Here is an 8,766-nt window from a genome sequence, read left to right as displayed (position 1 = left end):
GGATTTTCTGGTTCCACATCTACAACTTTTTGACGGAATGTAACTGTATACTCTTGAGTTACATTGCTATCTTTGTCGTAGACTTCACCTGCTGGGAAGCCATCGTTAACAAGTTCATAGCCAGCTTCTTCATAGGCTTTGATCCGGTCAACAGTTGAATAGTCAATCTCAGCGTCCGTTACACCCGTTAGGGAATCAACTTCTCCTAGAACGACTTCTTCACCACTTGTGATGTCTACGTAAGTCACTGTAGCTTTCTGCTCATCCGGTGTGTAGATAACAACTTCATTCACATTCCCATCTGTTGCACTTGGTTTCCACTCAGCTACACTTGCTTGGTCTGGGGTGTAGCCTGCGATAACTGGTGATTCAACCGCTGGGGTTGTACCTTCTTCTGTGGTCCAAGCAGCGTAAATCACCTCTCCTGTCACCATATTGACTTTGGCTGTACGTGTGAATGTAACTGTTTGTGTCACAGTTTTAGAAGCTTCTTCACCATCTTCTTTCAAGTACTTATACTCAATCGTACGTGTAACCGTTTTGGTCAATTCGAGTTCAGAATTATCTTTTGGATTGGTTGGATTTTCTGGATCCACGTCTACAACTTTTTGACGTAAGGTAACTTTGTATTCTTGAGTCACATTGCCATCTTTGTCGTAGACTGCACCTGCTGGGAATCCATCCTCAACAAGCTCATATCCTTCCTCAATGTAAGCTGCAATACGATCAGCAGTGGAGTAGTCAATCTTTGCATCTGTAACACCTGTTAGGGAGTCAACCTCACCAAGAACAACTTCGTCACCTTTTGTGATATCTACATAGGTAACAGTAACTTCTTGTTTATCTGGTGTGTAGATGACTACTTCATTCACATTCTCATCTGTAGCTTTTGGTGTCCACTCAGCTACACTTACTTTATCAGGAGTGTAACCTTGGATATCAGGAGATTTAACGGCTTCCTTAGTTCCTTCTCCTTCTTCTGTGGTCCATTCTGTATAGACAATCTCACCTGTAACAAGGTTAACGGTTGCAGTCCGTTTGAATTCAACCGTTTGGGTTACGGTTGCGGATGCTTCTTTACCACCCTCAGTCAAGTACTTGTACTCAATGGTACGCGTAACTGTCTTCGTGAGAGCTTCCATATCCTTAACAGAATCTGGGTATTGTGGTGTATTTTCATCACCTTTATCCACGTCTTTTCCAGCTTGAGATGGATCTGTAATTGGCACAACACGTTGTTTCAATTCAATCGTGAAGTCTTGGTCTACAGCCTTATCTTTATCATAAGTAGTGACACCATCTTCAAAGTCATTGGATACAAGCTCATATCCCTTTTTGAGGTATTCATTGATGCGGTCTGCTGTCTTATAGTCGATGACGGCAGCGGAATCACCGGTAACAGAATCTACAGAATCCAAGACAGATGGATTATCCGCATCCGTTACATCTTTATAAGTGAAGTTTGCTTTTTGTTGCGCAAGTTTATAGACATGAGTGATGGTTTGTTCTTCTTCTGTGAAGACACCTGTATTCAGTACACTATCCGCTTTCGTTTCTACATATTCATATTCCAAACCATCAGCTGTGAAAATTGAATCTGGATAATAGGTATCCTTATCTGATACATCATAAGCAGATTTCACATCATTGGATACACTTTTCGAATCAATTCCTGGAATGGCATTCCCATTTTCATCCACATAGTTAATGGTAACTGTTCCATTCGCAATTTGATTTTTCATTTGAATCAATACATTATTGGATTCAATATAAGTAGTGGAGCCGCCTGATGTTGAAGCAGAAGAAAGATAAGCCTTCTCCCCTTGGATGGCATTTGTGCCAATGACTGCGTCCTCAATATGGAAGTTAACACTTGAATTCGCACTAACTGGACCAGTCGAAATAAACTTAACTGCCGTGATACTTGACCAATCTGTCACATCAGCTGCGTCCAACCAAGTTCCAGCTTCCATCTGAGCTGCAGTACCACTTGTAGTCGTATACACTGCACGCCAACCGCTAGGTGGAGTCACTTCCTTAGTTAGGTAAACGTCAAATTGGGAATTTCGAGCGTTGCCACGAGAATCCAACTGCTTATCGCCTTCTCGAGGAAGAGAGGTAATCACGCTCACGCTCATCAATTCCTGAGTCGCAACGTTAGAATAGGTGATTTCAAAGTCCACGACATCCTGCGCTTCATGCTCATTAGAATTGAAACTGTAAGAAGAAGCAGCGTTAGGTTTAACTTTGGAGAGAACACCTGAGGACTCAGAAGATACCAAATGTACTTTCCAAGTACTTGAGGTTGAATTCTCTGTCGTTACAACGAAACTCTCATCGCCAACTGTAACTGTCCCCAAATCAATTCCATCCGTTGGAATCAGACCTGGATCTTTTGTTGACCAGAAACCAATCTGAGTAATTTCATAAGAACCATTTGGTACGAAGTTATTGGCCATGGTTACAACATTTTGACCAATTGGGTCGGTTGAAGACGTGACCGGTACATTTTCAACATACAAATCTTTACCCGTACCATTAAAGTTATAGTAGACGGTCCAATTTGTATTCACCAATTTAAGGTTCGGATCTACAAGATAAGCTTGGTAAAGGTCAACCGTATAGCTAGCCATCCCCTTTTCATCAACGTTTTTGATATCGTATCCACCACGGTTATTTTGTTCTGTATCCGTTAATGTATAGCGTTGCGTAAATCCAGAGCCTTGAGTACGGTTATTGTGCGTTAAATCGGACCTCTCATCCATGTTGACTTGGTAAACCTTACGAACCAAGACACCGTTTTTCGTAACGGATGATTCAGAATTTGATGTAGTATTAACTAAAGTCGCTGTCGTTTGAGTGGGTAACTCTGTCACCGAGGAATCATTGTATCGATTCTCCCAATTATTGTAGAAGGTATACTCACTAAAATTCAGGCTCGAGGGTGGATATACAAGGGTAGAATCTTTTTTCAAATTTAGATTCTTAAACTCATACCGAACTGTTTTTACTTCTTTGGACTCATCAATTGTGATATAAGTACCAGTTTGTACATAAGAGGAAGCATCAAAGGTGCCAAGAAGTTCATTTGTTTCGTCATCATAGACTTCTACTTTTCCACCATTGGTAAAAACTTCCGTATAATTACGACCCGTATAACCAACACGGTTGAAAAATTCACCGTCATTATCGGTTGTAACTTTTAAAGTGTAGTCATTTAACGGATAATCCGTATCCGTATCAGCGACACGAGTTAGAGCAACGTTTGTTGTATAGGTTCCTTGACCGTGTGCCTTAATAATTTCAGTATCCGTATTATAAGCGTGACCTAGTGATAGGATTCCTTCTGAAACCGGTTGAGACGGAATATCGACGTTATATCTCAGAGTTTTTGTATTTGAATAAGTTGTCCCATCTTCCTTAGAATAAGTACCTGTAACTTCTAAATTTTGCCAACCTTTAATGTCTGAGACATGTGCCCCTTCTTCAATATCAAGAATAAGAGGAACATAGTTGGAATTAGTATTACGGTTGGCAGTATCATCGCCCACAAGTGGGTTCGTATCACGAGTCACATGTAAGTGATAACCGTTCTCGTCCTCATACCAACCTGCATCTTTCGATTCTTGGCTAAGGGTGAGACCTGCTTTTTTAGCAACATCGTAAGTGTAGGCAGATACTGGAGCTACAATACGCGCACTAGGTGCAGTTGAGCCTCCACCTGTAACATTTCGACCATCAAAAACCCCGGTTCCAGGAGAAAAGTGGTCATTTAACACATTTGTTCCGGTTTCTGTCCGTGCACCTGTATACACATAGAATGATAATTTTCCAGTTTCACCAGCATCTACAATACCATTGTTATTGGCATCTACAGCAACGATTTGAGCTGTGGACATGGCGGTCCCTGTATCAGCAGCGTTGTATACTTCTTCATAACCAAAGGACAAATTACCCAAATCTTGAACTTTTAAACCATCTGCATCATAAAAAGTAGCCTTCACTGGGACTCTGAAATCATTTGCTTCCAACATGGAGGCTACATTTCCACCATTATTAACAGGCTTCAACTGATAAGTGCTAACAAAATTATAGTAGGAACCTCCACGCAATGGGGCCGTTGGCGTGAAACGGACAATCGTATTCGTTCCATCAGTCCTAACATCTGTAGTGATACCAGTAACCCCAGATGCTTCAGCTTTTATTTCAGTCGTATTTTCAAATACCAACTCTACATATCCACCGTCATAATTAGCCGATTCACCTGAAATATCCAAGGAGGTTGTAACCGTGATTTTTGCTGAATCAACATTATTCTCCAACTGGCTACTCGTACCAATAGCTCCGTTGACTGTTCCAGAAGTATTTGGGCTATCTGCACGGAAGGCACGGTCGCTGGATGTTACCGCGTTTGAACGATTGCGACGAACAGCCTGGCTTGTGATTTGAACATCGAAGGATACTTCTCTAGTTTCACCATTTTCATAAGTTACAAGAATACTAGCTTGACGGTCCCCATATTGAGGTGTTTTAGCGTAGGAAATCTTCGCACGGCTTTCCAACAATTCCTTGGCATTCAATAAGAGGGCTTCAGCACGAGGAATCGCCTGCCAAGACATTTTGACAAACGAATCCACAAGGGGTTTCGCAAGACCATCTTGAGAAAGTTCTATTGTTGTTGGAAGGAAATCACTTGATAATGTAGAAGTTTCTGCTTTTTCTTCAGTAGCTTGTAAAACTTCCGGAGTATTTTCTGCCTTGGTGCCTATAGCCTGGCTTGTTCTTTCGGTTTTAGAAGATTCAACTGAGCTAGATGCTGTTGAAGTTTGGCTCGTTACAGTTTTTGTTTCGGAATTCCTCACATCTTCAGTCGATGCTTTTTCGGAAGAGGTACTAGAACGACTTGCTGTTTCGGTGCTTGCTGACGTGCTCACTTCTGTTGAGCTCGATGATTCCGTTGTAGGGATAGCTTCAGTAGTAACAGAACTTGCAGGTATTGCTTCTGCAGTTTCTGGACTTGCTGTTGCTGATTCCGAAACACCTGCTTCTTCAATTATCGGACTACTAACCACTTCACTTACATCATTTGAGTCGATTGTCTGAGTAGCTGCTGGGACTGCAGAGGCAATTTCTTCTGCCTGTGCAACTTGACCCGTAAGTAGGGTCGTTCCTAACAGAACACTCGCAAGTCCAAAATGGTACTTACGGAAGGAATAGCGCTTCTTCATCGAGTACCAATCAAATTTTTTCCTGTGTTTACCTTTCATGAAAACTCCTTATTGTAAATTGAAAAATCTTTTAGAAAAAATCCCTAAAATATTATACTGAACTAACTTCAAACGCTGAATACTCGAATCTTTCAAAAAAATGATAAGAAAAACCGACGATAATCGTTCAACAGGCCTAGGAGATCTGTTGAATATTATCAATAAAGCGTGCAAGGCACGCAATCAATAAGTTCATCAAGGAGGTTTGACGAAGTCAGATTTCGAACTATTTCGAGTATTAATGAATAGGAATCATTATAAATTTGAAAAGGACACCCAGTCAATAAATATGCTTGGGAGAATGCCCGACACAATAGGCTTTGTCGCCATATTCTAGATTGACAAAACCCTTTAAACTATTAGTATAGTCTAGATTTCTAAAAGTATTCTGAAAAAACGAAAGAAGTTGCAAAAGAATCTTCCTTTGGTTCTACAATCTTGGCTACTAGAGAGCTACCGATTCCCTAAGTAAAGTAAAAAAACTCGCGCTCCTCTAGATCATAACTCTATTAAGTCAAATAACGGAGTAGTGACAAAACAACGGATAGGGTAACCAGGCAAACAATCACCAAGTAAAAGATAGACCGTCTGCTTTTTTCCGTTTCCCCTTTTTCATAGCGGGCATCTTGGATCCGCTGTTCAATATCTTGATTTAGGAGTGGGTTTTCTTTTTTCATATTGTCCTCACCCTTTCAATTTTTCTTGATAATTCTCTAGACTAGCCTGTCCTCCCAACTGGCGTTGTCCTTGAGCGGCGACAGCTAAATCCGTTTGAGCCTTAAGCCACTCAGCCATTGCATGTGGCTGGCGGTGGTCAAAAATGGCTTCCTTCAGGAGCATACCAGGATGGTGACTGGTGTTGTCAAAGGCAGCGATTAGCAAATTAGATTCAAAGGCCGTACGAATGGCCGCCATCATTTCCGAACCATGATTAATATCGAGATAAATATCACAGGTCTGGAAAAGCCCCTTGATTTGATTCGCACCTGCATTAGGATAAAGGTGGACTTGGTCACGATCCCCATATTGCATCAGCCGCTGGGACATTTCCGTTAGTGCGGCGATGTGGAACTGGTAGTCAGGTAAGTTTTCTAAGAGTGCGTCTAACCCTTCCAGATTATCAGAATTGGTCAAGACCAGGATTTCCTTCCGATTCCCATTTTCTCTCAGACTCGGATAAAGATAACCCAAGGCCTCCACTTTTTCTTTTTCTTCCTCCGTTAAAAATTGCTCTAAGGCTTGATAAACACCTTCTTTTTGCACTAAGACCCGAGTTTGGCGTGGGGCCTTACCGCTCAGGAGCAATTTCATATTACCGGGAACGTGATCATGAATGTCCTCCTGCCAGAAGAGAATATCTTGTCCTGGACCTCCCAAATAATAGGCCAAAAGGAAGGGCATTCCTAAAGAATTGTACCAAATCTGGCTCAAATCCAAACCTGAATGACGCAGGTAGAACAGATAGAAATCCACTTTCTTGGCAAAGTAATGCGTTTGTCCTTGCCAATCTAACAGAAGATCCCCTGTCACCAAATTTTCCGACAAGTAGGGACGCCCCTCGGCATCAACATAATGCTTATGGGTCACCTGCTGCTCTTGGTTGAAATAAGTCTTGGCAAAAATCCGACCAAAGCGATTGTAGTGGTCCGTCACCATGACTTGTCCCTGCTCATTTAACCACTCAACCGATTTGACCAAGCGTAGGTGCTTAGGATCGTGGTAGAAAATGGTCGCCTTTTTCTGACTATAATTCCAAATCTCCCCTTGCTGATTGGTTCCCGTAATTTGCCAATATTTTGGAACTGGAACTTCATTAAAATAAAGAGGGGCTATTTCCTCCTCAAATTGGCCTGAGAAGAATTCAAAAGGGGACGTAAAGCCATCCGGCAAGAAACCATCATCCTGCAAGACAACACCTGACCCTTCAAAGCCGGATGTCCGGAGGGAATACTCCAAATCCAACCCTTCCTGGGTCAAACGATCATATATTTTAAGCATGACCAACCTCCTCTACAAATGCGGCCCAAAGTTGGGCCAAGTGCTCATGCAAGAAGGGTTCAGCCTTCTGATAGGAAGCTTCTTGTGCCTCTTCAGTCCGATTCGCTTGGTAGTAAGTTCGAATTTTGTCCGAAAAAGCTTGGGTCATATAAGCTGGATCATCAGCTTCCGGACGTGGAATCAGATAACCATTCTTCCCATCATCCACAAAGGTTTGGTTGCCATAAGGTACATCCAACCCAATCAAGGGCAATCCAGAACCGACGGCTTCCATCAGCGTCAGACCAAACCCTTCACTAGTCGAGGCAGTGAGGTAAACTTGGTAATTCTTGTAGACTTCGGCCAATTGTTGGTGCCCTTTGAGTTGGATATAGGCTTCGGCATCCGCAGACTCAATCATCTCCGTTAACTTGCGTCGCTCCCCTCCTTCACCATAAATATCAAAGGTCAGTTCTGGCAGGGACTTTCGGGCTTCTATAACCGCGCTCACTAACCAATCAATGTGCTTTTCACTGGCCAAGCGGGAACTAGTCATCAGACTATAGGGTTTACGTGCCTGATCCGGCCTCCGGAGCTGTTCCAAACTTCCAACCGGGATGGCATAAATTCGCGGTTGGTGCTTGGTATAAGTCTTGAATTGCTGATCCAGGACCTCTTTTTGTTTTTCCGTAGAAGTAATAAAGGCATCGACCAAATGGGCATTGGTAAACTGATATTCATAATAATTATTCCAGAGCACATTGTAGTCATCAGTTCCCTTGGCATTGTAATGCTCAGCATGAATCACAACAGCTAATTTGGCGGATCCTTTATGGGCGAAAACGGCTTGCCCAATACCAGTCGCCCGGTCCAAGAGCAGAATGTCCTGGCTAGTCAAGTTCAACTTTTCTAGCATATAGGCAACCAAGGCTTCCTTACCATTCAAAATACGATCTGGGAATCGGAAGGTGCTCTTCTGATTATAAAGGACTTCTTCATAGGCCAAACTGCCGTCCTCATTATAAAAATGGCGTTGGTAAAGTTGGGGCTTATCATTGACCGGGGCATAAAATTCTGTGAAAACCTTGGTATAACTATAATAATCCTTACGAATGAGTTTCCCTTTAACCACATACTCCACTCGTTGGACATAGGCTTCCTCCGGTCCACAGAGACTGGCATTGATATAAAAATCCTCCGAAAAATGATAACGAACCAACTTGACCCCGACTTCCGTCCGTTGAACGGGTGCAGCAAAGCTTGCTTCCAACTGTCTGCGGCTGTAGCTTGTCGGCGCTATCTTCAAATCGGTAAAGAAAGAATAGAGCCAGATAATCTCCTCATCTTTAAAATCGATATTGGAGGTAAAATGCTGGAGATTCTCGGTTTGGAATAAATCTGTAAAAATAAACTTAGCCGGCAATTGCAATTCCCGGAAGATTTCCGCTCGGTAGGCCTGGGCATATTCTACACCACTACTAGCCCAACCGATCCCTAAATTAATACTATATACTGTCATCGC

Annotated in this window: 4 protein-coding genes; all 4 read right to left on the bottom strand. The window is 42.4% G+C overall.

The genetic code is table 11. The features are described 5' to 3' along the window. The coding region (locus tag I1A59_RS05745; protein ID WP_196091840.1) for a MucBP domain-containing protein at window positions 1-5,267 on the bottom strand (5,267 nt) is incomplete at its 3' end. Window positions 5,268-5,776: 509 nt separating this feature from the next. Further along, the gene (locus I1A59_RS05740) at window positions 5,777-5,944 is read right to left on the bottom strand and encodes a hypothetical protein (RefSeq protein WP_196091839.1); all 168 of its coding nucleotides are present in this window, start codon (window positions 5,942-5,944) and stop codon (window positions 5,777-5,779) included. A gap of 7 nt (window positions 5,945-5,951) precedes the next feature. Further along, on the bottom strand, window positions 5,952-7,265 hold the full coding sequence (gene gtfB, locus I1A59_RS05735) for an accessory Sec system glycosylation chaperone GtfB (RefSeq protein ID WP_196091838.1): 1,314 nt from the start codon (window positions 7,263-7,265) through the stop codon (window positions 5,952-5,954). Then, entirely contained in the window at window positions 7,258-8,763 is a 1,506-nt protein-coding gene (gtfA, locus tag I1A59_RS05730; protein WP_196091837.1) for an accessory Sec system glycosyltransferase GtfA, read from the bottom strand. The genes gtfB and gtfA overlap by 8 nt, the downstream gene beginning before the upstream one ends. Between the last annotated feature and the right edge of the window lie 3 nt (window positions 8,764-8,766).

Origin of the sequence: Streptococcus sp. NLN76 (assembly GCF_015686645.1) — a bacterium.
Lineage (GTDB): Bacteria > Bacillota > Bacilli > Lactobacillales > Streptococcaceae > Streptococcus.
This window is presented reverse-complemented; position numbering and strand designations above follow the sequence as displayed.

Coding starts and splice junctions, on each gene's coding strand:
- I1A59_RS05740 (WP_196091839.1), bottom strand. CDS start 5,944: ATGAAAAAAGAAAACCCACTCCTAAATCAAGATATTGAACAGCGGATC.
- gtfB (WP_196091838.1), bottom strand. CDS start 7,265: ATGCTTAAAATATATGATCGTTTGACCCAGGAAGGGTTGGATTTGGAG.
- gtfA (WP_196091837.1), bottom strand. CDS start 8,763: ATGACAGTATATAGTATTAATTTAGGGATCGGTTGGGCTAGTAGTGGT.